This is a genomic window from Streptomyces sp. NPDC042336 (assembly GCF_055581985.1).
Genome location: NZ_JBVJEA010000002.1, coordinates 529,290 through 550,816, shown reverse-complemented (window position 1 = coordinate 550,816; position 21,527 = coordinate 529,290). Strand labels below are relative to the sequence as shown.

The 21,527-nt window shown below is 73.5% G+C and carries 24 protein-coding genes and 1 pseudogene; 8 read left to right on the top strand and 17 right to left on the bottom strand.

All coding sequences use genetic code 11. The features are described 5' to 3' along the window. The first annotated feature begins 6 nt into the window (after window positions 1-6). Complete coding sequence (locus tag ACZ6IM_RS07715; protein WP_052839002.1) at window positions 7-768, top strand: GntR family transcriptional regulator; 762 nt, start codon at window positions 7-9, stop codon at window positions 766-768. Between the two features lie 70 nt (window positions 769-838). Here the strand turns inward: ACZ6IM_RS07715 and ACZ6IM_RS07710 are convergent, their stop codons facing one another. From ACZ6IM_RS07710 to ACZ6IM_RS07700, 3 genes are all read right to left on the bottom strand, one after another. Continuing rightward, entirely contained in the window at window positions 839-1,993 is a 1,155-nt protein-coding gene (locus ACZ6IM_RS07710; RefSeq protein WP_052839003.1) for an ROK family transcriptional regulator, read from the bottom strand. A 101-nt stretch (window positions 1,994-2,094) separates the two neighbouring features. Next, window positions 2,095-2,757, bottom strand: coding sequence for a response regulator transcription factor (locus tag ACZ6IM_RS07705; RefSeq protein ID WP_052839004.1), 663 nt, complete (start codon window positions 2,755-2,757; stop codon window positions 2,095-2,097). 14 nt (window positions 2,758-2,771) lie between these two features. Then, window positions 2,772-3,938, bottom strand: a complete 1,167-nt coding sequence (locus tag ACZ6IM_RS07700; RefSeq protein WP_052839005.1) for a sensor histidine kinase — start codon at window positions 3,936-3,938, stop codon at window positions 2,772-2,774. Window positions 3,939-4,045: 107 nt separating this feature from the next. Between ACZ6IM_RS07700 and ACZ6IM_RS07695 the strand changes: the two genes are divergently transcribed. The 3 genes from ACZ6IM_RS07695 (at window position 4,046) to ACZ6IM_RS07685 (ending at window position 6,201) form a co-directional block, all read left to right on the top strand. Further along, entirely contained in the window at window positions 4,046-4,966 is a 921-nt protein-coding gene (locus ACZ6IM_RS07695) for an ABC transporter ATP-binding protein (protein WP_052839006.1), read from the top strand. Between the two features lie 2 nt (window positions 4,967-4,968). Continuing rightward, window positions 4,969-5,694 carry an ABC transporter permease gene (locus tag ACZ6IM_RS07690; protein WP_469554883.1) on the top strand — a complete coding sequence of 242 codons (726 nt, stop codon included), beginning with the start codon at window positions 4,969-4,971 and terminating at the stop codon, window positions 5,692-5,694. Between the two features lie 66 nt (window positions 5,695-5,760). Next, on the top strand, window positions 5,761-6,201 hold the full coding sequence (locus ACZ6IM_RS07685; protein WP_469554880.1) for a hypothetical protein: 441 nt from the start codon (window positions 5,761-5,763) through the stop codon (window positions 6,199-6,201). A 9-nt stretch (window positions 6,202-6,210) separates the two neighbouring features. Here ACZ6IM_RS07685 and mug read toward each other — a convergent pair whose 3' ends face one another. From mug to ACZ6IM_RS07650, 7 genes and pseudogenes are all read right to left on the bottom strand, one after another. Continuing rightward, the gene (gene mug / locus ACZ6IM_RS07680) at window positions 6,211-6,720 is read right to left on the bottom strand and encodes a G/U mismatch-specific DNA glycosylase (protein WP_469555262.1); all 510 of its coding nucleotides are present in this window, start codon (window positions 6,718-6,720) and stop codon (window positions 6,211-6,213) included. Between the two features lie 44 nt (window positions 6,721-6,764). After that, window positions 6,765-8,207: an adenylosuccinate lyase gene (gene purB, locus ACZ6IM_RS07675; protein WP_469554877.1), complete on the bottom strand. Its 1,443-nt coding sequence runs from the start codon at window positions 8,205-8,207 to the stop codon at window positions 6,765-6,767. A gap of 85 nt (window positions 8,208-8,292) precedes the next feature. Further along, window positions 8,293-9,075, bottom strand: coding sequence for an SGNH/GDSL hydrolase family protein (locus ACZ6IM_RS07670; protein ID WP_052839011.1), 783 nt, complete (start codon window positions 9,073-9,075; stop codon window positions 8,293-8,295). Window positions 9,076-9,189: 114 nt separating this feature from the next. Next, a complete protein-coding gene (locus ACZ6IM_RS07665) occupies window positions 9,190-10,203 on the bottom strand; it encodes a hemolysin family protein (protein ID WP_052839012.1) in 1,014 nt (337 codons plus the stop codon). After that, entirely contained in the window at window positions 10,200-11,567 is a 1,368-nt protein-coding gene (locus ACZ6IM_RS07660) for a hemolysin family protein (RefSeq protein WP_052839013.1), read from the bottom strand. Before ACZ6IM_RS07660 ends, ACZ6IM_RS07665 begins: the two co-directional genes overlap by 4 nt. Before the next feature lie 82 nt (window positions 11,568-11,649). Further along, window positions 11,650-12,105, bottom strand: a pseudogene (locus ACZ6IM_RS07655) (GNAT family N-acetyltransferase); the annotation flags it as partial. A 45-nt stretch (window positions 12,106-12,150) separates the two neighbouring features. Continuing rightward, window positions 12,151-13,041 carry an LLM class F420-dependent oxidoreductase gene (locus ACZ6IM_RS07650; RefSeq protein ID WP_052839015.1) on the bottom strand — a complete coding sequence of 297 codons (891 nt, stop codon included), beginning with the start codon at window positions 13,039-13,041 and terminating at the stop codon, window positions 12,151-12,153. Between the two features lie 118 nt (window positions 13,042-13,159). Here ACZ6IM_RS07650 and ACZ6IM_RS07645 point away from each other — a divergent pair, with 118 nt between their 5' ends. Together ACZ6IM_RS07645 and ACZ6IM_RS07640 are read left to right on the top strand one after the other, a co-directional pair. Continuing rightward, window positions 13,160-13,387 (top strand): toxin-antitoxin system antitoxin component, encoded by a 228-nt coding sequence (locus tag ACZ6IM_RS07645; RefSeq protein WP_052839016.1) that lies wholly within the window; start codon window positions 13,160-13,162, stop codon window positions 13,385-13,387. Between the two features lie 19 nt (window positions 13,388-13,406). Further along, complete coding sequence (locus ACZ6IM_RS07640) at window positions 13,407-13,781, top strand: hypothetical protein (protein ID WP_052839017.1); 375 nt, start codon at window positions 13,407-13,409, stop codon at window positions 13,779-13,781. 12 nt (window positions 13,782-13,793) lie between these two features. On the opposite strand, the gene ACZ6IM_RS07635 is transcribed toward ACZ6IM_RS07640, so the two are convergent. The 4 genes from ACZ6IM_RS07635 to bioB all read right to left on the bottom strand — a co-directional run bounded on the left by ACZ6IM_RS07635 (window position 13,794) and on the right by bioB (window position 17,920). Further along, on the bottom strand, window positions 13,794-14,471 hold the full coding sequence (locus ACZ6IM_RS07635) for a class I SAM-dependent methyltransferase (RefSeq protein WP_052839018.1): 678 nt from the start codon (window positions 14,469-14,471) through the stop codon (window positions 13,794-13,796). A gap of 231 nt (window positions 14,472-14,702) precedes the next feature. After that, window positions 14,703-15,419, bottom strand: coding sequence for a dethiobiotin synthase (gene bioD / locus ACZ6IM_RS07630; protein ID WP_052839019.1), 717 nt, complete (start codon window positions 15,417-15,419; stop codon window positions 14,703-14,705). A gap of 1 nt (window position 15,420) precedes the next feature. After that, window positions 15,421-16,707, bottom strand: coding sequence for an adenosylmethionine--8-amino-7-oxononanoate transaminase (locus ACZ6IM_RS07625; protein WP_469554870.1), 1,287 nt, complete (start codon window positions 16,705-16,707; stop codon window positions 15,421-15,423). Further along, entirely contained in the window at window positions 16,700-17,920 is a 1,221-nt protein-coding gene (bioB, locus tag ACZ6IM_RS07620) for a biotin synthase BioB (protein ID WP_469554867.1), read from the bottom strand. The genes ACZ6IM_RS07625 and bioB overlap by 8 nt, the downstream gene beginning before the upstream one ends. 150 nt (window positions 17,921-18,070) lie before the next feature. On the opposite strand from bioB, the gene ACZ6IM_RS07615 reads away from it, so the two are divergent. Beyond that, window positions 18,071-19,198: an 8-amino-7-oxononanoate synthase gene (locus ACZ6IM_RS07615; RefSeq protein WP_469554864.1), complete on the top strand. Its 1,128-nt coding sequence runs from the start codon at window positions 18,071-18,073 to the stop codon at window positions 19,196-19,198. Between the two features lie 42 nt (window positions 19,199-19,240). Here the strand turns inward: ACZ6IM_RS07615 and ACZ6IM_RS07610 are convergent, their stop codons facing one another. Then, complete coding sequence (locus tag ACZ6IM_RS07610) at window positions 19,241-19,483, bottom strand: DUF397 domain-containing protein (protein WP_052839023.1); 243 nt, start codon at window positions 19,481-19,483, stop codon at window positions 19,241-19,243. A gap of 9 nt (window positions 19,484-19,492) precedes the next feature. Next, on the bottom strand, window positions 19,493-20,353 hold the full coding sequence (locus ACZ6IM_RS07605; protein WP_052839024.1) for a helix-turn-helix domain-containing protein: 861 nt from the start codon (window positions 20,351-20,353) through the stop codon (window positions 19,493-19,495). A 217-nt stretch (window positions 20,354-20,570) separates the two neighbouring features. Between ACZ6IM_RS07605 and ACZ6IM_RS07600 the strand changes: the two genes are divergently transcribed. Continuing rightward, a complete protein-coding gene (locus ACZ6IM_RS07600; protein WP_052839025.1) occupies window positions 20,571-21,083 on the top strand; it encodes an ATP-binding protein in 513 nt (170 codons plus the stop codon). On the opposite strand, the gene ACZ6IM_RS07595 is transcribed toward ACZ6IM_RS07600, so the two are convergent. Beyond that, the gene (locus tag ACZ6IM_RS07595; protein WP_052839026.1) at window positions 21,054-21,527 is read right to left on the bottom strand and encodes a C40 family peptidase; all 474 of its coding nucleotides are present in this window, start codon (window positions 21,525-21,527) and stop codon (window positions 21,054-21,056) included. The two genes, ACZ6IM_RS07600 and ACZ6IM_RS07595, sit on opposite strands and share 30 nt — an antisense overlap.

Here is a 21,527-nt window from a genome sequence, read left to right as displayed (position 1 = left end):
GACAGGGTGGGGACCACGCAGTTGGAACCGGTGTCGGAGCCGAAGTACTGGCACCTCAGGACCGTACTCAGCGAGGCCCTGGACTCGGAGTTCGAGGTGGGTGAGATCCTGCCCAACGAACGGGACCTCGCCGCCCGCTTCGGCGTCGCCCGCGCGACGCTCCGCCAGGCCCTGGAGCAGCTCGAACTGGAGGGCAGGCTCCAGCGCCGCCGCGGCGTCGGGACGACCGTGGCCCCGCCGCGCGTCGGCGTGGCCGTCGGCACCGGGCAGCACGCCTGGCCGGGCACGGACGACGACGCCTGGCAGCCGGCCGACTGCCACCTCGCGGCACCTCCCGCGGCCGTGGCCGACGCGCTGGGGACGGACCGCGACGAACCCGTCCACACCGTCCGCCGGTCCCGCGTGAGCCACGGACAGCCCGTCGCCGCGGAACTGCTGTACATCCCGCCGTCCTCGGTCCCGGACCTCACCGCCATCGACGCGCCCTCCGGCCCCGCACGCGCGCGTGCCGTGCTGCGCGAGCTGCAGCGCGGGGACCTGGAGCGGCAGGAGCGCGCCGTGGAGCTGGGCTCGGCCGGCACGGACGACGCGAAGGAACTGGACCGCCTCCCGGGCGCGCCCGTCCTCGTGGTCACCACCCGCTACCTCGCCGCGGGCCGCACAGCCGCCCTCTCCGTCGCCACCTACCGCGCGGACACCTGCCGGCTGACGTTCGGAGACTCGGGGGACGTGGAGATCCACCACGGCCCCCAGACCCAGGCCTCCTGACCGACCCGCCGTACGCCACCGGCGGCCCGCCGGGCCCCGGCATCCCGCCGGTGGCGGGGCATCGACCCGGTCAGCGGCGTGCCGTCGCGCCCTCGACCGCGAACAGCTGCTCCTCCACATGGTCGAGGGCGAGCCGCAGCGCGCCCGTCGCCACGGCCGCCTCGCCGAGCAGCGACAGGGCCACGCGCGGCGGGCGCAGGCAGTAGCGGGCCAGCTCCCGGCGCAACGGCTCCAGCACACCGTCGAGCCCGGCCGCCCAGCCGCCGATGACGACCATCTCGGGATCGAGCGCCAGCGCCAGCGCCGCCACGTCGTGCACCAGCCGCTGGATGAAGCGCTCGACGGCCGCGCGGGCCCGCTCGTCGCCCTCACGGGCCTCGGCGAAGACCTTGGCGACCGCCTGCTCGTCCAGCGGGTGCAGCGGCTCGTCCGTGGTGGACAGCAGCGTCTCCGGCGTCACCTCCCGGCCCAGCAGATGCAGCGCGCCGATCTCCCCGGCCGCCCCGCCGTACCCCCGGTGCAGCCGACCGCCGATCAGCGCACCCGCCCCGGGGCTGAGACCGGCCAGCACGAACACGATGTCGTCGCACTCGGTGGCGGTCCCCTTCCAGTGCTCGGCCACCGCCGCCGCGTTCGCGTCGTTCTCCACCAGCACCGGGCACTTGAAGGACCGGCTCAGCCGCTCACCCAGGCCGAGCCCCGTCCACCCGGGCAGCGCCGTGCCCAGGCGGACCGTGCCGTCCGCCTCCACGATGCCGGGCGTGGCCGCGCCGACCGCCCGCAGCGAGCCGCGCGCCACACCGGCCCGGCGCAGCAGCTCGGCGACGGCCGTGCGCAGCCGCTCCAGCCGCTCGTCGGCCGGCGCGTTCTCGTCCACGTCCTTGGCCTGGGCGCCGATCACCCGGCCGTCCAGGTCGGACAGGAGCGCGGCGACGCGGTGCGGACCGATCTCCAGGCCCAGCAGATGGCCCGCCTCCGCCCGGAACCGGAACCGCCGCGCGGGCCGGCCCTGCCGCCGGGCCGTACCCTCGTCGGCGGCCGCCTCGACGACCAGACCGGCCTCGATCAGCCCCTCGACGACGCCCTCGACGGTCGGCCGGGACAGCCCCGTCACCCGGGTGATCTCGGTCAGCGTCGCGGAGTCCGTCGCCCGCAAGGCGTGCAGCACCACGGCGGAGTTGATCCTCCGCAACAGCGACGGGTCCCCGCCGGTCAGGCCTGTCAAGGTCCGTCCTCCCAGCTCGTGCGCGTGTTGTGGCCGGATGGTACTCGGCCTGCCGGACCCCGGCGAGTTCCGGTCTCCGTTCCCGGCCCGTGCGGCCCTCCTCACCCGGGCGCCACGAACCCCGACTCGTACGCCGTGATCACCGCCTGGGTGCGGTCCCGCGCCCCCAGCTTCGCCAGTACGGCGCTCACATGCGACTTCACCGTCTCGGTGCCGACCACCAGCCGGGCGGCGATCTCCGCGTTCGACAGCCCGCGCGCCATCAGCCGCAGCACCTCGCCCTCCCGCTCGGTCAGCCGGGCGCGTTCCAACTCGGCGCGGGCCGCGCGGTTGTGGGCGCCGTCGCCGTACTCGGCGGCCAGTCGCCGCACCGAGGCGGGGAACAGCAGGGACTCGCCCTCGGCGATCAGCCGTACCGCGTGCACGATCTCGGCCGGGCGGGCGCGCTTGAGCAGGAACCCGTCGGCGCCCGCGCGCAACGCCTCGTACACGTACTCGTCGTTCTCGAAGGTCGTCACCACGAGGATCCTGGGCGGGTCGGCCACCGTCCGCAGCAACGCGCGGGTGGCCTCGATGCCGTCCAGCAACGGCATACGGACGTCCATGGCGACCACGTCCGGCCGCGTCTGCCGCACCAGCGGAATGACCGCCGCCCCGTCGGCCGCCTCGCCGACCACCTCGATGTCCGGCTGCGCTTCCAGCACCGCCCGCAGCCCGGCGCGCACCAGCGGTTCGTCGTCGACGAGGAGCACTCTGACCGGCATCCGGCCAGCCTAGATCAGCCCGGCGGCAGCTCGACGCGCACCTTCCACTCACCGGCGCCGTCCGGCCCCGCGTGCGCCCGGCCGCCCAGCAGCGCGGCCCGCTCGCGTATGCCGCGCAGCCCCGCGCCGCGCCCCGGCGCGGCTCTCGCGTCCCGCAGCGGATTGCGCACGTCCAGGGTGAGCACCCCGTCCGCCACCTCGACGCGGACCCGCGTCGGCACGGCACCCGCGTGCCGCAGCACGTTGGTCAGCGACTCCTGCAGGATGCGGTAGCCCTCGCGGGAGACGTGGCCCGGCAGCGTCTCCAGCGGGCCCGCGACCTCGGCGTCGACCTTCGCCCCCGAGGCCCGGGCGGACTCCAGGAGGCGGTCGGCGTCCGCGAGCGTCGGTCTGCCGCTCGCCGGCCGCTCCGACTCCCGCAGCACACCGAGCACTCGCTCCAGATCCTCCAGGGCCGCCCTGCCGGTCTCCTCGATGGCGGTCAGGGCCCGGTCGGTGAACTCCGCGCTGTTCGCCGCCCGAGCGGCCCCCGCCTGGACGACGGCGACGGTCAGCGCGTGGCCGATGGAGTCGTGCAATTCGCGCGCGATGCGGTTGCGTTCCAGGAGTTGCTCGGTGCGTTCCTCCAGGGCGGAGAGCCGTTCGGCGGCGGACGGTCCCAGCAGGCGGCGGGCGAGCCGGGTGATCAGCTCCCCGGAGCCGACGACGACCGCGGCGAGCAGCAGGACCGGCAGCGGCGCGAGCGGGCCGTACCACCAGTGGTCGCCCGCGAGGCGGACGTACGAACCGTCCCCCTGCCGCCCGCCCCGTGCCACGTGCACCAGGTCGACGGCCAGGACGGGCAGCTGCACCGTGAGCATCGCGACGCAGGAGCCGATGAGCAGGCGGGCCTCCAGCCACAGGACCGTTCGTCCGCGGTCGGCCCAGGTCGCGGACGGCGCGACGACGATGTCCGTGCTCGCGTCGTCCGGGCGGTGGCCGGTCAGCAGCAGTCTGGCCTGCACACCCTCGACCACCCGCATCCCGGGCACCAGCCCGGCGGCCGCCAGCGGCACCACCGACACGAACGCCCACGCCTCGTCGACGAAGATCCACATGGCCGGCCACACCACGGCCATGAACAGGTGCAGCCATCGTGTGTACGTCACCGCCCGGCCGAACGGACGCAGCATGCGGAGCATCCGCTCATCCTCCCAGCCGCCACCGGCACCGGACCTCCCCCGCACGGGGGAGCCGGTCTCCACCGGCGGGGGAGGCCCCGCCCCGTCCCGACCGGCAGGCTGCTGCCATGACCAGCATCGACGTCCAGAACCTCACCAAGGAGTACGGCACCCGACGAGCCGTCGACGACCTCACCTTCACCGTGCGCCCCGGCCGCGTCACCGGCTTCCTCGGCCCCAACGGCGCCGGCAAGTCCACCACCATGCGGCTCGTCCTCGGCCTGGACCGGCCCACCTCCGGTACCGCGACCGTCGGCGGACGCGCCTACCCCACCCTGCACGAGCCGCTGCGCCACGTCGGTGCCCTGCTCGACGCGGACGCCGCCCACGGTTCGCGCACCGCCAGGAACCACCTGCGAGTCCTGGCGGCGAGCAACCGCGTCCCCGCGCGGCGGGTCGACGAGGTGCTGGAGGAGACCGGCATCGCGGCCGTGGCCCGCCGCCGGGTGAGGACGTACTCCCTGGGCATGCGCCAGCGGCTGGGCATCGCCGCCGCGCTGCTGGGCGATCCCGAAGTGGTGATGCTGGACGAGCCGTCCAACGGGCTGGATCCCGAGGGCATCATCTGGATCCGCGAACTGCTGCGCGGGCTCGCGGCCGAGGGACGCACGGTCCTGGTCTCCAGCCACCTGATGAACGAGACCGCGTCCTTCGCCGACCACCTCGTCGTCCTCGGCCGGGGCCGTCTGCTCGCCGACACGCCGATGCGGGAGTTCATCGACGCGCGCGTGCGGCCACGGGTCCGCGTGCGGACGTCGGACGCGACCGCTCTGCAAGCCGCGCTCGCCCGGCACGGGCACGACGCCGAGGAACACGACGACGGCCACTGGACCGTGCACCACGCGCGTGTGGACGACATCGGCCGGATCGTGTCCGGCGCGGGCGTGCCCGTCCTCGAACTGGCCGCGGACGAGGGCACGCTGGAGCAGGCCTACCTCGATCTGACCGCCGTCGAGACCGAGTTCACCGCACGGCCCCAGGAGGCCTGACCATGAACCTCACGCCCGTCCTCCGCGCGGAGGCGCTCAAGGTGCTCACCCTGCGTTCGCTGTGCGGCACGCTGCTGGGCCTGTTCGCCGCCACCACGGCGTTCTCCGCGCTGGCCGGGGTGTCCGACACCTCCGACCCGGACTTCGACCCGCTGTTCATGGCCCTGTCCGGGGTCATGCCGGGCCAGATCGCGGCCGTCGCCTTCGGCGCCGTCGTCGTCTCCAGCGAGTACCAGGGCAACGGGATCCGGCTCACCCTGACCGCCGTGCCGCGGCGCGGGCGGTGGTTCGCGGCGAAGCTGGCGGTCGTCGCCGTACCGGTCCTCGCGGTGGGTCTGGTCACGGCACTCGCCGCCCTGCTCGCCGCACGTGCGGGCCTTGGCGCGGCGGCGGACGGGCTCACCCTCGGCCAGCAGGTCCGCGGCGTCGTGGGCTGCGGTGTCTACCTCATGCTCATGGCCCTGTTCGCGGCCGGGCTCACCACCCTGTTCCGCAGCGGCGTGGCCACCCTGTCCACCCTGGTCCCGCTCATCCTCGTCGTCTCCTTCGTGATCGGTGACGCGGCGGGCACCGCCGCCGACTTCCTGCCGGACAGGGCAGGGCAGATCGCTCTCTACCGGACGTACGACGGGACCCTGGGGCCCTGGACGGGGCTCGAGGTGACCGCGCTGTGGGCGGCGGTCGCGCTCCTCGCCGGGTTCTGGCGGCTGCGCCGCCGTGACGCCTGACCCCGGACGGGCGCGGGGCTCGCTGACGCCCCGCCAATTGTCAGTGGCGGCGGGTTTACTGGACACATGAACATCGCGCGGCACCTCGCCCTCTTCGACGAGCTGTGCTTCCGGCCCTTCCCGGCGGAGCACGGCCCGTCGGACGAGGGCACCGCGGCTCCCGGGTACTTCACGGTGGTGCTGGAGGGCAGCCACGGCCTGGGCGGCCGGGACCCGGGGGAGCGGGCGGCGACGGTCGAGCAGTACGAGAAGGACAGGGACGCTCTCTACGAGCGACTGGCCCGGCGCTGGGGCGAGACGGACCCGTACAACCTGCAGACGGTCCTGCTGCGGACCGAGCGGGAGGAGATACCCGAGCCGTGGGCCGCCCTGAGCGCCCGTGCACGGGTGGCACATCTCTGGGAGGCCGAGGGCACCGGCCGCTGGGTCGCGGTGGCCGTCGCCGACCGCGACGAGACGGACGAGGTGCGGCTGCTGGCGGTGGTCACGCAGGAGGCACCACCATGACCGTCCCGCCTACGCCTGCGAGGGTGCCTCCGCCGCGACCCGCAGCCGGGCGAACTCCTCCGCCATCGTCTGCGCCGTCCAGTGCGCGTTGAGCCCGCTCGGGTTGGGCAGCACCCACACCCGGGTACTGCCGAACATCCGCTCCTGCGGCCCCACTCGTGCCTTCCGCTCGTCGAACGCGGTCCGGTACGCGGTGACACCGACCACGGCCAGCCAGCGGGGACGCAGCCGCGCCACCTTCGCGACCAGCAGCCGACCGCCCTCCCGGTACTCCTCGGCGGTCAACTCGTCCGCCCGCGCGCTGGCCCGCGCCACGACGTTCGTGATGCCGAGCCCGTACGAGGGCAACTCATCCTGCTCCGACGGCTTCAGCAGCCGCGGTGTGAACCCGGACAAGTGCAGGACGGGCCAGAAGCGGTTGCCGGGACGGGCGAAGTGGTGGCCCGTCGCCGCCGACAGCAGGCCCGGGTTGATGCCGCAGAACAGCACGCGGAGGCCGTCCCCGACGACGTCCGGCAGCAGACGGTCGCGGGCGGCCTCCAGCTCGGCCCGGGTGAAGCGGCTCAGAGGATGGCTCCGGGGGTGTAGCCCGCGGCCCCCGGGTACCGCTTGACGATCTCCTCGATCCGGCCGACGACGACACCGACCTGGTCGGCCGCGGCGCCGGTGAAGGAGAGCTTGTCGGCCATCAGGGCGTCCAGGGCGGCACGGTCCAGCGGAATGCGGTCGTCGGCGGCCAGCTTGTCCAGCAGCTCGTTGCGCTCGGCACCCTGCTCGCGCATGGCCAGCGCGGAGGCGACCGCGTTCTCCTTGATGGCCTCGTGCGCGACCTCGCGGCCGACACCGGCGCGCACCGCGCCCATCAGCACCTTGGTGGTGGCCAGGAAGGGGAGGTAGCGGTCCAGCTCCCGGGCCACGACGGCCGGGAAGGCACCGAACTCGTCGAGCACGGTCAGGAAGGTCTCCAGCAGCCCGTCGAGGGCGAAGAACGCGTCCGGCAGCGCGACCCGGCGCACCACCGAGCAGGACACGTCGCCCTCGTTCCACTGGTCTCCCGCCAGCTCGCCGGTCATCGAGGCGTAGCCGCGCAGGATCACCATCAGGCCGTTGACGCGCTCGCAGGAGCGGGTGTTCATCTTGTGCGGCATCGCGGACGAGCCGACCTGGCCCGGCTTGAAGCCCTCGGTGACCAGCTCGTGCCCGGCCATCAGCCGGATCGTCTTGGCCAGCGAGGACGGCGCCGCCGCCAGCTGCACCAGCGCGGTGACGACCTCGTAGTCCAGGGAGCGCGGGTAGACCTGGCCGACCGAGGTGAAGGCCTGCGAGAAGCCGAGGTGCCCGGCGATCCGCTGCTCCAGCTCCGCGAGCTTGCCGGCGTCGCCGCCGAGCAGGTCCAGCATGTCCTGGGCGGTGCCGACCGGGCCCTTGATGCCGCGCAGCGGATAGCGGCCGAGCAGCTCCTCCACCCGGCCGTGGGCGACCAGCAGCTCGTCGGCGGCGGTGGCGAACCGCTTGCCCAGCGTCGTGGCCTGCGCGGCCACGTTGTGCGAGCGGCCGGCCATCACCAGCTCGGCGTACTCGCCCGCCAACTTGCCCAGGCGGGCGAGGACGGCCACCGAACGGTCGCGGATCAGCTCCAGCGACAGCCGGATCTGCAGCTGCTCGACGTTCTCCGTGAGGTCACGGGAGGTCATGCCCTTGTGCACGTGCTCGTGCCCGGCGAGATCGTTGAACTCCTCGATCCTCGCCTTCACGTCGTGCCGCGTGACCTTCTCGCGCTCGGCGACGGAGGCCAGGTCGACCTGGTCGAGGACGCGCTCGTAGTCGGCGATAGCGGCGTCGGGCACCTCGATGCCCAGGTCCTTCTGGGCCCGCAGCACGGCGAGCCAGAGCTGCCGCTCCAGCTTCACCTTCTGCTCGGGCGACCAGAGCGTGGCGAGCTCGGCGGAGGCGTAGCGTCCGGCGAGGACGTTCGGGATGCGGGGCTTGGCGGGAGCGGAAGTCACGTGGACGGATTCTACTGGCGATTCGTGCAGGTCGGCGCCGCGGGGCGGTTCGTCGGAACCTACGAAGGGCGCCAGGGGCCGGGGATCAACGCGCCGGGTCCTCGTAGGGGAGCAGGTCCGGGCGCTTGGGCGGCAGGCCGTCCCCGGACGAGCGGCCGGTCAGCCGGCGGCCTATCCAGGGCAGCAGGTGCTGCCGGGCGAACCGGACGTCCGCGGTCCTGCGCGCCGTCCAGCCCGGCGGCGGTGTCGCCGGGACCGGCGCGTGCCACTCGGGATCCTCGGGTTCGTGACCCAGCGACTGCCACACCGCCTCCGCGACCCGGCGGTGGCCCTCGGCGGTCAGGTGCAGCCGGTCCACGTCCCACATCCGGGGATCGGCCAGCGACCGGGCGGAGTACAGGTCGACGACCACGGCGCCGTGCAGCTTCGCGAGGTCGTCGATGACGGCGAACAGCGCCTCCATGCGCGGCCGGAACCGTTCGAGCACCGGGCCCTGGCGGCCCGGACTGCGCATCAGTACCAGCTGCTCGCAGTGCGGGGCCAGCCGTTCCACCGCCTGCGTGAGCAGGTCCCGCACCCGTGCCATGTCGCACTTGGGCCGCAGCGTGTCGTTGAGCCCCCCGACCAGCGTGATCACGTCGGCGCCCATGGCCGCGGCCACGTCCACCTGCTCGTCGACAATCTGTCCGATCAGCTTTCCGCGCACCGCCAGGTTGGCGTAGCGGAAGCCGGGGGAGCGGGCCGCCATCCGGGCGGCGAGGAGGTCGGCCCAGCCCCGGTAGGAGCCGTCGGGCAGCCGGTCCGACATGCCTTCGGTGAAGGAGTCGCCGACGGCGACCAGGCTGGTGTACGTGGGGTTCGTCTGCATGGCGACGGAAATGATATCGCCCGCACATACCCGCCGGTCGGTCGCCCTTCTCGGCTCCGGCCCCCTCGGCTCCGCTCCCACGACTTGGGCACGTCGGCTCGGGGCGCGGCGGGCTCACGCCCGCTGCCCGAACAGCTCCCGCAGCACGTCCTCCATGGTCACCAGACCCGCCAGCCGTCCGTCGGAGCCGAGTACCGCCGCCAGGTGCGTACGGCTGCGCCGCATGGCGGTGAGTACGTCGTCCAGCGGGGTGCGCTCGCGCACGCGGGCGATGGGGCGCATGTCCCGCAGGCGGAACGGCAGGTCCCGCGGCGAGGCGTCCAGGGCGTCCTTCACGTGCAGGTAGCCGACGATCCGCCGCCCGTCGTCCACCACGGGGAACCGGGAGAACCCCGACCGCGCCGACAGCCGCTCCAGCTGCTCCGGGGTGATGCCCACGCGCGCGTGGACGACCCGTTCCAGCGGCAGCACCACGTCCCGCACCGGGCGGCGGCCCAGCTCCAGGGCGTCGTACAGCCGCTCCCTGGCCCGGTCGTCGATCAGCCCCGCCTCACCGGCGTCCTTGACGATCTCCGCCAGCTCCGCGTCCGTGAACGTCGCCGCCACCTCGTCCTTGGCCTCGACCCTGAGCAGCTTGAGCAGCCCGTTGGCGAAGGCGTTGACCGTGAAGATCACCGGACGCAGGGCCCGGGACAGCGCCACCAGCGGCGGCCCGAGGACCAGCGCGCTGCGCACCGGCTCGGCCAGGGCGATGTTCTTCGGCACCATCTCGCCGAGCAGCATGTGCAGATACGTCGCCAGCGCGAGGGCGATCACGAAGGACACCGCGTGCCCGGCGCCCGACGGCACGCCCACCGCGTGGAACACCGGCTCCAGCAGATGCGCGATGGCCGGTTCCGCGACCACGCCGAGGACCAGCGTGCACAGCGTGATGCCCAGCTGCGCCGCCGCCATCAGCGCCGACACGTGCTCCAGTCCCCACAGCACGCGCGCGGCCCGGGCGTCGCCCTCCTCGGCGTACGGTTCCACCTGGCTGCGGCGCACGGAGATCAGCGCGAACTCGGCGGCCACGAAGAACGCGTTGACGACCAGGGTCGCCAGACCGATCAGCAGCTGTACGGCGGTCACCGGCCGGCCTCCCCTTCGTCCTTGTCTGCTTCGAAACCGGCCGCGTCGCCCGTGTCGTCGTCCAGAGGGGCGTGCATCAGCACCCGGGCCGCCCTGCGCCCCGTGGCGTCCACGACGTCCAGCCGCCAGCCGGCGACATCGAGGCTGTCGCCGACGGCGGGGATGTGCCCGAGACCGGCCGCGACCAGCCCCGCGACCGTCTCGTAGGGGCCCTCGGGCACCCGCAGCCCCAGCCGCTCCAGCCGGTCCACGCGCGCCGAGCCGTCGGCCCAGTACAGCGCGTGCCCCTCCTCGTCCGTGCCGGCCGGGTCGAGATCGGGGGTCTCGTGCGGGTCGTGCTCGTCCCGCACCTGGCCGACCACCTCCTCGACGATGTCCTCCAGCGTGGCCACGCCCGCCGTCCCCCCGTACTCGTCGATCACCACGGCCATCGTGCGCCGCCCGGAGAGCCGGTCCAGGAGCCGGTCCACGGTCAGTGACTCGGGGACGAGCAGCGGCTCGCGCATCAGGTCGGCCACCGGCATCCCGGGCCGCCGCTCGGCGGGCACCGCCAGGACGTCCTTGACGTGCGCCGTCCCGACCACGGCGTCGAGGCTGTCCTGGTAGACCGGGAACCGGGACAGTCCTGTCGCCCGCGTCGCGTTCGCCACGTCCTCGCACGTCGCCCGGGCGTCGAGGGCCACGACCTGGACGCGCGGGGTCATCACCTGCTGCGCCGTCAGGTCGGCCAGGTTCAGGGTGCGCACGAACAGCTCGGCGGTGTCGGCCTCCAGCGCGCCCTCCTTGGCGGAGTGCCGGGCGAGCGCCGCGAGCTCCTGCGGCCCGCGTGCGGACGCCAGCTCCTCGGCGGGCTCCACACCGAAGCGGCGCACGACGCGGTTGGCGGTGTTGTTCAGATGGGTGATGAAGGGCCGGAAGGCGGAGCTGAACCAGCGCTGCGGGCCGCCCACCCGCTTGGCCACGGCCAGCGGCGAGGAGATCGCCCAGTTCTTCGGCACCAGCTCACCGACGATCATGAGGAACACCGTCGACAGGGCCGTGCCCAGCACCAGCGCCAGTGAGGAAGCCGTCGAACGCGACACCCCCAGGCCCTCCAGCGGCCCCGCGATCAGCGCCGCGACCGACGGCTCGGCGAGCATGCCGACCACCAGGTTGGTGACCGTGATGCCGAGCTGCGCGCCGGAGAGCTGGAAGGTCAGGTTCCGGACGCCCTTGAGGGCGCTCGCCGCACCCCGCTCACCCCGCGCCGCGGCCCGCTCCAGTTCACCCCGTTCGACGGTGGTCAGCGAGAACTCGGCCGCGACGAAGGCGCCGCACGCGAGCGAGAGCAGGATCGCCACCAGCAGCAGGAGCACTTCGGTCATCGGGTCACCTCGGATCCATGATCGGCCAGGACCCGGAGGTTCGCCCGATGTTCAAGCCTTCAACCTTTCGTCCCGCGGTCGCTCAGCCGGTGAGGTGCTTCACCCAGCGCCGCCACTGCTCCTGCGGCTCGTACCCGGCGGCCCGCCAGGCATGCTGGGCCCGCTCGTTGCGCACCAGCACCATCGCGTCCCCGCGGCGCCCGCCGAGCCGGACGAACCGCTCGTCGGCGGCGGTGAGCAGGGCCGTCCCGATGCCCCGGCGCCGGTGGTCCGGGTGCACCGCCAGCCGGTAGAGATGGCAGCGCCAGCCGTCGAAGCCCGCGATCACCGTGCCCACCAGCTCCCCGTCGCGCTCGGCCAGCAGCAGTGCCTCCGGATCGCACGCCACCAGCCGCTCCACGCCCTCCCGGTCGTCGCTGATGCTCGTCCCCTCGGCGGCCGTCTTCCAGAAGGCCAGCACGGCGTCCAGGTCCTCGGGCCCGGCGGGCCGTATGCGCAGATCAGTCATGCCGCGATCCCACCACGCGCGCCGGGCCCCCGTGCGGTGATTCCGGCATGCGGACCGGCAGGGCGCGCGCGGGGCTCACTCCTCGCGCAGGACCCGCATCACCGGCGCGAAGGCCTCCATGAACGGCTCCAGCACCGTCAGGTAGGTGAAGCCGTACCGCTCGCGCTGCGCCCGCACCTGCGCGGTGATCTGCTCCAGGGTCCCGGCCAGGAGGATGGGCAGTTCCAGCACCTGCTCCGCGGTGAGGTGGGGGATGCGCTCCAGGTAGGGGCGGACGGCGGACTCACGGTCCTGCGTGACGGCGACCATCTGGACGAGCAGGTTCAGCTCCGCGGGTTCCTCGCGGCCGGCGGCAAGCTCCCGGTACCGGGCGACGCGCTCGTCGAGCTCCTCGGCGGTGATCGGCGCGAGCCGTCCCGTCGTGCTTCCCGGCACGGTGCGTCCGCCGGTGAACGCGGCGATGTCGGCGTGCCCGGCGGTCAGCTCCAGCATCCGGTCGCCGTTCGCGCCGATCAGCAGCGGAACCCCGGGCCGCTGCACGGGCCGGGGCAGGTACTCCTCGTCGCCCAGCAGCCGCTCCAGCTCCTCGACGGTGCGCCGCAGGTGGTCCACCCGCTCGCCCGGTGAGCCGAAGGCCAGTCCGGCGGTGTCGTGCTCCGCGCGTACGTAGCCGGTGCCGAGCCCGAGTTCCAGACGTCCGCCGGTCAGGGCGTCGGTGGTCGCCACCTCCCGGGCCAGCAGCGCGGGGTTCCAGAAGCCCGCGTTGAGCACGAAGGTGCCCAGCCGGGGCCGTTCGGTGGCCCGGGCCGCGGCGACCAGGGCCGGGAACGGCGCCGGCATGCCGAGGTGGTCCGGCACCAGGATCACGTCGTACCCGAGCTCCTCGGCCCGCCGGCACTTGGCGTCCCACCCGTCGGCGGGAGCGGCGCTCATCAGGTTGACGCCGAAGCGGAAGGGGCGCGGCATGAACTCTCCTCACACACAAGGGGCTTCCCGTCGCGGTGAGTCAACCACTCCCGGACTCGGGGCCGGAAGACGACGGCCGGCCTTGCCGCCGCTAGCGTCCCGGCGCTAGCTTCAAGGTATGGCGAAGACCCGGAAGGCCCAGCTGAACGTGCGGGTGGACGAGGGCACCGCCCGGGCTGCCCGGGAGAAGGCCCTGGCCCGGGGGCTGAGCGTGAACCGCTACATCGAGGAGCTGGTCCGGCAGGACACCGGCGAGGCCGGCCACACCTTCGTGGAGGCCGCCGCCGACTTCATGCGGCAGTACGAGAAGGTGTTCGCCGAGGAGATCGGCGAGGGCCGTCGCTGAGCCGTCGCGCACCTAGCGGATGAACGACCTCACCATCGATCTCGCCTGGCTCCTGATGCTCGCCGAGCAGCGCACTCCCGGTGATCCGCAGGTCACCGACTGGGGCGCGCTCGTCGCCGCCGTGGCCCGCCACCGGGCCGAGATATTCGGCACGCCCGTCTACGACACCCCGCACGCCCGGGCCGCCGCGCTGCTCCAGCTGCTGATCCACGTCCCGGCGCTGGAGCGCTCCAACGCGCTCTTCGCCTCCGCGGTCGCCTACGCCTATCTGGTCGCCAGTGGTGTGGAGGTCGCCACCACGCCCGAGCGGGTGCGGGACCTCGCGCTGCTGGTGAAGAAGGGCGAGGCGTCGGTCGAGGAGATCGCGGAGGAACTGCGCGCCTGGAACGGGTGACCGCGCCGCGGCTCAGGACGGGCGCCAGGCCGTGCCCAGGACGCAGTACGAACTCGGCAGCGCCGGCCCGTTCTCCGGCATCATCACCTGACGGTAGGGACCGAGCGCGAACCCCGCCTCCCGCAGCGCGGCCACCGGTTCGCGGGAGAGGTGGCAGCCGCCGGACAGAGGAGGCCAGAGCGTCCGGTCCAGCGCGCGCTGGGCGAAGGTCATCGCCCGTCCGCCGCCCCGGCCGTGCTCGAAGAACCGCACCTGCCCGCCCGGCCGCAGGACCCGCCGCAGCTCCGCGAGCGCCCGCGGCACGTCCCGGACGCTGCACAGCACCAGCGAGACCACGGCCGCGTCGAAGGCCTCGCTCTTGACCGGCAGGGCCTCCGCCGCGCCCGGCGCCACGTCCACCGGCACCTCGGCGCGCATTGCCGCCTCCACCGCCAACTGCCGCAGTACGCGCTCCGGTTCGATGGCCACGACCTCGGAGACGGTGCCCGGATAGTGCGAGAAGTTCAGCCCGTTGCCCGCACCCACCTCGATGACCCGCCCGGACAGCCCGGCGAGCAGCCGTTCGCGGACGCGGGCCATGCCCATCCGGGTCTCGGCGCTCACACTGAACCGGGCGTAGTAGCGGGCGAACAGCGGATGGTGCACGGCGTCGCGCGGCACCCCGCGGGCACGGTCGGATCGCAGCGGCATGGGACCTCCCTCACGAGGCGGCGCCTCACCGCGATTCTCCCCCGGCCCGCCGCTTCGCACCCACCGCACGGCCGACTCCACCGGAGGCCTCCTGATGTGTCCCGGCGACAGGGGCGGGAGCCCGAGACGGCCGCGCTCACGGGCGAACGCGTCCGCGCCCCGGCCGTCGGCGGGGTCGGCGAGGGGGAACCGCGTTCCGGGCAGCGGGGCAGGAGCCGAAACCCGCCCCGGTCAGGGTGCCTCCCGGCTGCGGAACGCGTCCGCGTCCCAGGTGCCGTCCAGCGGCGGCGCCAGCCAGTGGGGCGCCGTCGAGCGGAAGGCGGCCGGGGAGAGGGCCCCCGCTCCGGCGGGCACGGCGCCGAGGAGGGGGGCGCCGGACACGTCCGGGAGGTCCGCCAGGTTGCAGCGGGCGGCGAGGTCCGGGGCCTGGGGCCAGCTGCCGATCACCAGCCCCGGCAGCTCCAGTCCCCGGGACCGCAGCTCGCGCGCCGTCAGCTCCGTGGTGTTCAGCGTGCCGAGCCCCGCCGACGTCACCACCAGCACCGGTGCGCCCAGGAGACCGGCGACGTCCGCCAGCGTTCCGCCGGAGGCATCGAAGCGTACGAGGAGTCCGCCCGCGCCCTCGACCAGGACCAGATCGTGCTCGGTGGCCAGCTTGGCCGCCGCCTCGGCGACCTCGCCGGGGCGCACCGGTGCCCGCCCGGCCCGGCGCGCGGCCGTGCCCGGCGCCAGCGGTTCGGGGAACCTCGCCACCTCGGCGGCCGTCACGTCACCCGCGAGCCGCGCCACCTCCTGGGCGTCCCCGGCCTCGTCCGGCCCCACGCCGGTCTGCGCCGCCTTCAGCACGGCCACCGACCGGCCGCCCGCCAGGGCCGCCGCGGCGACGGCGGCGGTCACGACCGTCTTGCCGACCTCCGTGCCCGTGCCCGTGATCACCAGTACCGGCATGTCATCCCTCCCGTGCCGCCGCGCACACCGCGCGGGCGATGCGTGCCACGTCCGTGTCGCCCGTGACGTAGGGCGGCATGGTGTAGACCAGATCGCGGAACGGGCGCAGCCACACGCCCTCGCGCACCGCCGCCTCCGTCGCCGCCCGCATGTCGACGGCGTGGTCGAGCTGCACCACGCCGATCGCGCCGAGCACCCGTACGTCGCGCACACCGGGCAGCTCGGCGGCGGGCGCGAGCCCCTCGGCCAGGCCCGTCTCGATCCGCTTGACCTCCGCGCGCCAGTCCTGGCCGAGCAGCAGCCCGATCGACGCGCACGCCACGGCCGCCGCCAGCGGATTGCCCATGAACGTGGGCCCGTGGGCCAGCACCGGCACCTCGCCCCGCGAGATGCCCTCGGCCACCCGCGCGGTGCACAGCGTGGCCGCCATCGTCAGATAACCGCCGGTCAGCGCCTTGCCCACACACATCACGTCCGGCGTCACCGCCGCGTGCTCCGCCGCGAACAAGGCGCCCGTGCGCCCGAACCCGGTGGCGATCTCGTCGAACACCAGCAGCACGCCCTGCGCGTCGCACGCCTCGCGCAGCACGCGCAGATAGGCGGGGGAGTGGAAGCGCATCCCGCCCGCGCCCTGCACCACCGGCTCGACGATCACCGCGGCCAGATCGTCGGCGTGCCGCTCGATCAGCGACCGCAGGTGGTCGGCGTACGCCTCCTCGTACTCCGACGGCGGGGCGTCCGCGAAGACCTGGCGCGGCAGGACGCCCGACCACAGCTCGTGCATTCCGCCCTCCGGGTCGCACACCGACATGGGCTGCCAGGTGTCGCCGTGGTAGCCGCCGCGCCAGGTGAGCAGACGGCGCTTGCCGGGGCGGCCGAGCGAACGCCAGTACTGCAGACACATCTTCACGGCGACCTCGACCGACACCGACCCGGAGTCGGCAAGGAACACGTGCTCCAGGCCCTCGGGCGACATGTCGACAAGGAGCTTCGCCAGGCGCACGGCGGGCTCGTGGGTGAGCCCGCCGAACATCACGTGGCTCATCCGCCCCAACTGCTCGCGCGCGGCCTCGTTCAGCACCGGGTGGTTGTAGCCGTGGATCGCCGACCACCAGGACGACATCCCGTCGACCAGCTCCCCGGAGCCGTCGGCCGGCCGCAGCCGGACCCCGCTCGCCGACTCCACGACGAGCGGGTCCTGCCGGCCGGGCACGGGCCCGTACGGGTGCCATACGTGCCGCCGGTCCAGCGCCAGCAGCTCGGCGACGTTCAACGCGGGCTCAGGCATTGGGCGCGAGGTCCGTCCCGGCGCCGCGGCGGCGCACCGCCACCAGGTCCGTGCGGGGCTCCTCGGCGGGGCGCGGCGTCGTCGGCGCGGCGGCGGCCGCGGGGGCGCACACCCCGCCGCCCGCGTGCGAGCCGCAGCCGCCGTCGCCCGCGTGCGAGCCGCAGCCGCCGCCGTCCCCGTGCGAGCCGTAGCCGCCGCCCCGGGCGGCCGCGCGGTGCTCCGGCAGGGTGACCTCCCCGGCGCCCTCCACCTCGAAGCCGGCGTCCGCGATCATCTCCAGGTCGGCGTGGCCCGCCTGGCCCTCGCTGGTGAGGTAGTCGCCGAGGAAGATCGAGTTGGCCAGGTGCAGGGCGAGCGGCTGCATCGTGCGCAGGTGCACCTCGCGCCCGCCCGCGATGCGCACCTCGACGTCCGGGCAGACGAACCGCGTCATCGCCAGGATGCGCAGGCACCGCTGCGGCGTGAGGTGCCACTCCGTAGCCAGCGGCGTGCCCTCCATCGGGATCAGGAAGTTGACCGGCACCGAGTCCGGGTCCAGCTCGCGCAGCGAGAAGACCACGTCGACCAGGTCCTCGTCGCTCTCGCCCATGCCCGCGATGAGACCCGAGCAGGCGGACAGCCCGGCCGCGTGCGCCTTGTTCACCGTGTCCACCCGGTCGGCGTACGTGTGCGTGGTCGTGATGTCCCCGTACGTCGACTCGGAGGTGTTGAGGTTGTGGTTGTAGGCGTCGGCTCCGGCCTCCCGCAGGCGCTCCGCCTGGCCGTCCGAGAGCAGCCCCAGGCAGGCGCACACCTCGACCGACTCGTTCTGCTCCTTGATGGCCTTGATGGTGTCCGAGACCCGGTCCACGTCCCGGTCGGTCGGACCGCGTCCGCTGGCCACCAGGCACACCCGCTTGGCGCCCCCGGACACCCCCGCCGCGGCGGCCGCGGAGGCCTGGTCGGGCTTGAGCCAGGTGTACTTGAGGATCTCCGCCTTGGAGCCCAGTCGCTGCGAGCAGTAGGAGCAGTCCTCGGGGCACAGTCCCGACTTGAGGTTGACGAGGTAGTTGAGTTTCACCCGCCGGCCGAACCAGTGGCGGCGCACCTTTCCGGCCGCGGCCACCACGTCGAGCACGTCGTCGTCGGAAGTGGCGAGGACGGCGAGCGCCTCCTCGCGGGTCGGCGGCTCGCGCCGAAGCCCCTTGTCCACCAGCGTGTTCAGCAGGTCCATGAGAGCCGATCCTGTCCTAAGGGGCCGTTCGAGGCCAAGGAGACTTCGCACAACACTGACAGATCGACGTGTGGGTATTGCCACACCTCGCGGGGGTGTCCGGACCGCTAATGTCTGTTCATTGCCTACAAAACCCCGGAGGACCGCCCCATGGCGTTCGGCTGGATCGAGGAGCAGGACCGGGCGCGCCGCGAGGCCGGCCTCGTACGGGTGCTGCGCCCCCGTCCGGCGGCGTCGGAGCTGCTGGACCTGGCGAGCAACGACTACCTGGGACTGGCCCGGCACCCGGCGGTCGTCGAAGGGGCGGTCGCGGCCGCCCGGACCTGGGGCGGCGGCGCGACCGGCTCCCGGCTGGTGACCGGCACGACCACGCTGCACGCCGAACTCGAGCGCGAACTGGCCGAGTTCTGCGGATTCGAGGCCGCGCTCGTCTTCTCCTCCGGCTACGCGGCCAACCTCGCCGCGGTCACCGCGCTGGCCCCGCACGGCAGCCTCGTCGTCTCCGACGCGGGCAACCACGCCTCTCTGATCGACGGTTGCCGGCTCGCTCGCGGCACCACCCAGGTCGTGGGGCACGCCGATCCGGACGCCGTGCGCAAGGCACTGGCGACGCACGACGGACCCGCCGTGGCCGTCTCCGACACGGTCTTCTCGGTCGACGGCGACGCCGCGCCGCTGGCCGCACTCGCCGACGCGTGCCGGGCGCACGGGGCCGGACTGGTCGTCGACGACGCCCACGGTCTCGGCGTCCTCGGCGAGGGCGGCCGGGGCGCCCCGCAGGGCGCGGGCCTGGCGGGACGGGACGACGTCGTCGTGACCGTCACGCTGTCCAAGTCGCTCGGTGCCCAGGGAGGCGCCGTGCTGGGCCCCGCCCGGGTGATCGACCACCTGGTCAACGCGGCCCGTACGTTCATCTTCGACACGGGACTCGCCCCCGCCGCGGCGGGGGCGGCCCTGGCGGCGCTCAGGCTGCTCGGCCGTGAGCCGGAGCGTGCCGCGCGGGCCCGCGCCGTCGCGGCCGAACTGCACGCGCGCCTGACCGCCGCGGGTCTGGACGCGGTACGTCCGGACGCCGCGGTCGTCTCGGTGCGCGCATCCTCCCCGGAGGGGGCCGTGCGGTGGGCGGCCGACTGCCGGGCGGCCGGCCTGTCCGTGGGCTGCTTCCGCCCTCCTTCGGTGCCCGACGGCATCTCACGGCTCAGGCTGACCGCACGTGGGGACCTCTCCGGGGAACAGATCGAACGCGCTGTACGGGTGATCGGCGACACGCGGCCATGAGTCGGCGGGACACGGCCGTGCGCCGTCCGCAGTCCGGCGGGGTCAGTCGCGGTGGACGCCGGCGGTGAACGCCGTCCAGCTCCCGGGGGAGAAGAGCAGGGCGGGTCCGGCCGGGTTCTTGGAGTCGCGCACGGCGAGCAGCCCGGCCCAGGGACCGGCCGACGGACGGGCCGTCTCCACACAGTTGTTCGCGCCGGTGCTGTAACTGCTGCGCAGCCACCGCACACCGGTCATATCGGTGCTGACAGGGATGTTCCGGGGACGTTCGGACAGGGAGCCTGACATGGTGCCTCCTTACGCGCCTGCCGCGGTCGCGGCGATGAAGTCCAACGAGTCCTCGGGCGAAAGGGCATGGATCAGAAGGGCGTTGAAGGCCTCGGTATAGGCCTCTAGGTCTTCTTTCCGTTCGAGGTGCAAGCTACTCGTCAAGTGGTCGAGAACAACCACGTCCAGATCAGAAGTGCTCGAAAAGGAGAAGATTACGAAAGGGCCGGTGACACCGATGTGCGCCCCGGCGGCAAACGGCAGGACCTGGAGGCGGACGTGCGGGAGCCGCGCGGCCTCGACCAGCCGGGCCAGTTGACGGGCCATCACCCCCGGACCGCCCACCTCCCGGCGCAGCACGGCCTCGTCCAGGACCGCGCTCAGCTCCAGGGGCGGCTCGCCGCGCAGCACGTCCTGGCGGGCCAGCCGGACCTCCACCAGCGTGTCCAGCCGTTCCGCCGGCATGCCGTCCACCGCGGCCCGCGTCACCGCGCGGGCGTACTCCGGTGTCTGGAGCAGGCCGGGCACCACCGTGGTCTCCAGTGTGCGCATCGCGCTGGCCTGCGACTCCAGGCTGATGAAGTCGCGGTAGGTCGGTGGCAGCACCCCGCGGTACGCGTGCCACCAGTGGTGGCGTCCCCCCGCGTCCTCGGAGCGCGCCAGCATCACCAGCAGTCCCCGCAGCTGCTCGTCGTCCACGCCGTAGACGTCCAGCAGTAACCGCACGTCGGCCGGTTTCACCCCGCTCGTCCCCGTCTCGATCCGGCTGACCTTCGACTGGTGCCAGCCCACGAGCCGGGCCGCCTCGCCGCTGGTGATGCCCGCCGACGTGCGCAGGGCGCGCAGTTCCGCGCCCAGCTTGCGGCGGCGCACCACGGGACCGTGCTGCATGGGCCAACTCCCTTACTCCTTGTGCGCCGCCCGAATACGCTCTGCCGTCGCAGAGTTCACCGCTTCGAGCGACAGATATATGCATATCTTGGTGGATCGCCGCCCTTCACGGGTCCGGTGATGGCAGTCTGGCGACGAAGCACCAGTCCGGGACCGTACTCGAACCATCCCGCTCCGTGTCGGGCCTGCGGTCCCGTGAGAAAGGGACGACATCGCCATGGCAGACCATCTGGAAGCATCCGTCACTCTGCCGAGCGATCCCGCCTCGGTGGCCGCCGCGCGGACCTATGCGGTCGGCACCCTGGCGGAATGGGGGCTGCCGGGAGATGCCGACCTGGCCGAGACCGTGCGGCTCATCGTCTCCGAACTGGCGACCAACGCGGTCCAGCACACGTTCGGGCAGTCGCCCACCTTCACGGTGGACCTCGTTCTCGATCGCGACGAGCGGCTGCGTCTGGGTGTCACCGACAGCCATCCGCGCTTCCCCAAGCGGCTGCCCGCCGCCGTCCAGCAGGACAACGGGCGGGGCATGGTGATCATTCGCTGGCTGACCGCCGAGTGCGGCGGCAGGCTGAGGGTCCGGCCCACGCGCGAGGGCGGCAAGACCGTCTCCATCGAACTGCCCTGGACGCCCCCCGGCGGGCCGGCGGCACCCGCGGGAGTGACGGCGGGGCAGAACGCCGTCACTCCCGCGGGCGGGCTACTTGACCCGGCCGTACCAGACGCTTGAGGTCCAGATCTTCTGCAGCCGCACCACGTCCCCGGTCTTCGGAGCGTGCCAGAGCCTGCCCTTCCCGGCGTAGATGCCTACGTGGTAGACGCTCCGGCCGGAGTGGAAGAACACGAGGTCGCCGACCTTGCGGCTGTGGGCCGAGATGTGGCGGGTCTTGTTGTACTGCTGCGCCGCGGTGCGCGGGAGCTTCTTGCCGGCCTTCTTGAACGAGTACAGCGTCAGGCCGGAACAGTCGAACCGGTGGGGGCCGGTGGCGCCCCAGCGGTACGGGGATCCTTTCTTGGAAGCCGCGATGGTGAGGGCTTTCGTCGCATGGCTCGCCGCGGCCGCCTCGGAGGCGACACCGGGGACCACGACGGAGCCGCCCACGGCGGCGAGGGTGAGGGCCGAGGCCGTACCGGCACGAGCCATCAGGGACGGGACACGATTGAGCGCGGACAT

Coding starts and splice junctions, on each gene's coding strand:
- ACZ6IM_RS07700 (WP_052839005.1), bottom strand. CDS start 3,938: ATGCTCCGCATGCTGCGTCCGTTCGGCCGGGCGGTGACGTACACACGA.
- ACZ6IM_RS07615 (WP_469554864.1), top strand. CDS start 18,071: ATGGCGTTCGGCTGGATCGAGGAGCAGGACCGGGCGCGCCGCGAGGCC.
- ACZ6IM_RS07600 (WP_052839025.1), top strand. CDS start 20,571: ATGGCAGACCATCTGGAAGCATCCGTCACTCTGCCGAGCGATCCCGCC.
- ACZ6IM_RS07660 (WP_052839013.1), bottom strand. CDS start 11,567: ATGACCGAAGTGCTCCTGCTGCTGGTGGCGATCCTGCTCTCGCTCGCG.
- bioB (WP_469554867.1), bottom strand. CDS start 17,920: ATGGACCTGCTGAACACGCTGGTGGACAAGGGGCTTCGGCGCGAGCCG.
- ACZ6IM_RS07685 (WP_469554880.1), top strand. CDS start 5,761: ATGAACATCGCGCGGCACCTCGCCCTCTTCGACGAGCTGTGCTTCCGG.
- bioD (WP_052839019.1), bottom strand. CDS start 15,419: ATGCCGGTACTGGTGATCACGGGCACGGGCACGGAGGTCGGCAAGACG.
- ACZ6IM_RS07645 (WP_052839016.1), top strand. CDS start 13,160: ATGGCGAAGACCCGGAAGGCCCAGCTGAACGTGCGGGTGGACGAGGGC.
- ACZ6IM_RS07610 (WP_052839023.1), bottom strand. CDS start 19,483: ATGTCAGGCTCCCTGTCCGAACGTCCCCGGAACATCCCTGTCAGCACC.
- ACZ6IM_RS07695 (WP_052839006.1), top strand. CDS start 4,046: ATGACCAGCATCGACGTCCAGAACCTCACCAAGGAGTACGGCACCCGA.
- ACZ6IM_RS07650 (WP_052839015.1), bottom strand. CDS start 13,041: ATGCCGCGCCCCTTCCGCTTCGGCGTCAACCTGATGAGCGCCGCTCCC.
- ACZ6IM_RS07605 (WP_052839024.1), bottom strand. CDS start 20,353: ATGCAGCACGGTCCCGTGGTGCGCCGCCGCAAGCTGGGCGCGGAACTG.
- ACZ6IM_RS07705 (WP_052839004.1), bottom strand. CDS start 2,757: ATGCCGGTCAGAGTGCTCCTCGTCGACGACGAACCGCTGGTGCGCGCC.
- ACZ6IM_RS07635 (WP_052839018.1), bottom strand. CDS start 14,471: ATGCCGCTGCGATCCGACCGTGCCCGCGGGGTGCCGCGCGACGCCGTG.
- ACZ6IM_RS07690 (WP_469554883.1), top strand. CDS start 4,969: ATGAACCTCACGCCCGTCCTCCGCGCGGAGGCGCTCAAGGTGCTCACC.
- ACZ6IM_RS07640 (WP_052839017.1), top strand. CDS start 13,407: ATGAACGACCTCACCATCGATCTCGCCTGGCTCCTGATGCTCGCCGAG.
- ACZ6IM_RS07595 (WP_052839026.1), bottom strand. CDS start 21,527: ATGTCCGCGCTCAATCGTGTCCCGTCCCTGATGGCTCGTGCCGGTACG.
- ACZ6IM_RS07625 (WP_469554870.1), bottom strand. CDS start 16,707: ATGCCTGAGCCCGCGTTGAACGTCGCCGAGCTGCTGGCGCTGGACCGG.
- ACZ6IM_RS07670 (WP_052839011.1), bottom strand. CDS start 9,075: ATGCAGACGAACCCCACGTACACCAGCCTGGTCGCCGTCGGCGACTCC.